Here is a 1,996-nt window from a genome sequence, read left to right as displayed (position 1 = left end):
TGATTCAGATGGTGTTGTTAATGTCCACCTTTTTTGGTGTGTGGTTTTTTGTTGCGATGAGATGACAATAAATCCACACAGGAAAAAAGTTTACAGCCGACTATTATGCGCTATCTGTCCGGGGTGTCAAGGTAAACCGCTAACACCCAAATCCACCACCTGAAAAAGCATAGAGGGTCGCGACGTCTTTTTTAAGAGATTTTTTCCTGCCTATACCCTGTTTTTACGTTACGTCAGGGTGAAAAATGTCGGATTTAGAAAAAATCGGCCTTCTCAGTGCCGTTCTGGGCACACTTCGGGCGCAAAGCCTCCTTTCGGGGTTCTTTTTTCTGTGTTTGCTCTGATTCAGTTACCAACAACAACTTCCGGTGCTCCCCGCGCCAGATCGATGATCCGCTCACGGATGTGCAGCAACAGGCCCAGAGCCGGCTGTTTGGGGCTGATGAGGATGTGCAGTTGACGCGAACGTTCACGAACCTGGCCGGCGAGATTGATCAGTCCGAATCTAACCGCCTTGAGTCGCTTGCACCGAAAGCTCGGGGGCAAGACCAAACGTTTCATCGCGGCGTTTAAATTGAGCGCCAGAATCATGATCCCCCACCAAGCGGCATTTTCTCCAAAATCTCCTGAAGGGAGTTTCCCGCCGGCCAAGTCGTCTTTCATGACGGCGTGCACTTCTTCGCTTTTGCCGCAGCGCTCTCGATACCACTGAATCAACTCATTGCCGTCGATATCTCGGTTGGTGACAATCCCGTAAATTTTATAGCGCTCACCGCTGGGCGCTTGCATCTGCTCGGGATCGGCGACGGTTTCACAGCCCGGTAGCTCCAATTGGTTGTGGAGCCGTTTGCGGGTAGCAAGATAACGATAGCCGGGGCCGTTCTTGCTCATCCCTGCCCAGCTGGGAACATAACAGACTTCGGCCCATTGCTGACCTGTATCATACTGGCGACCGTCCGGATCGGTGCGCCTTATCGGCAACCAGTTGCCTTCTTCCACCTCACCAACGGCTTGCCGAAAGCTTTGGCTCACGTTGGCTCCGATAGCGAACTCGATGGCGCCAAAACGTTCATTGCTCCCTTCGGCACAGTAACGCAGCAGATCCTGCTGATAACCGGCGGTGTCAGAGCGGAGCATCACCTTATCGACGCCATCAGGAAGGTGCTCCAGCGTTTCCTGCAACAACCGCAGTTGTTGATAGCCAGCGGGAACATTGCCATCGCGAAACTCACTGTGGACAACCAGATCCTGCTCGAACCAGTAAACGTTCAACGGTTGATAAGCGCGATAACCATCGTAGCACCACAGAGCCTGTGTCTTGTCACTGCTCACCAGGGTGGCATCCATGTCGAGGGTCGCTTCGCGTTGGACGTTGCGGTTCTGGACAAACGCGACCATCTCCTGGTTGACACGCCCCAATGCCCGTAAATACTCATTGGGCGCAGGGATAAAAGCTGATCCCGGAACCCGCCGTGTCTCTTCCTGTGGATCATGAAAGGCGGCCAGGTAGCGGAAGACGGGCGAGGCGGAAGGGACGGTGCGCCCTGCTTTCTTACGCCGCCGCTCCAATAAGCGGCGCTCTTTGCGTGGCAGTCCATGATACTCGATCTGCCGCAACAATCGACACAACCCTTCATCTGCTTCCAGTTGTTCAAGGTCTGCAACAGATTCCCCACCGACCAGATTCAGCAGAATCAGGGCCATCACGATCTGTTCGTCACACCACCCCTGACGACTGTCTAAGCGAACATGGAGATGCCGTCTGATGGCATCGCGTAGCCCGGCAATATGCGCCAACTCAAGATAGGCTGGTAAGCCTGCTAACGCCGTGAGTCCTGATGTCTGTACTTGCTCTTTATACTGGAAGGGAAGAACGCCTTGTGCCATAATTAGTTTCACCTCGTTGATGATAGCTGTTTGCTCGCACAAGCATTCTATCTTCCCAGTTTTACTGGGGCAACGAGGTTTTTCTATTTTTTAGCTGGTGAATCAGGGA

The 1,996-nt window shown here is 53.2% G+C and carries 1 protein-coding gene; it reads right to left on the bottom strand.

Annotation, left to right across the window (positions count from 1 at the left end):
* Nucleotides 1-345: 345 nt before the first annotated feature.
* Nucleotides 346-1,887, bottom strand: coding sequence for an IS1380 family transposase (locus AC6F7T_RS05350; RefSeq protein WP_500716967.1), 1,542 nt, complete (start codon nt 1,885-1,887; stop codon nt 346-348).
* Between the last annotated feature and the right edge of the window lie 109 nt (nt 1,888-1,996).

Source organism: Pelovirga sp. (assembly GCF_059864205.1).
This window is presented reverse-complemented; position numbering and strand designations above follow the sequence as displayed.

Coding starts and splice junctions, on each gene's coding strand:
- AC6F7T_RS05350 (WP_500716967.1), bottom strand. CDS start 1,887: ATGGCACAAGGCGTTCTTCCCTTCCAGTATAAAGAGCAAGTACAGACA.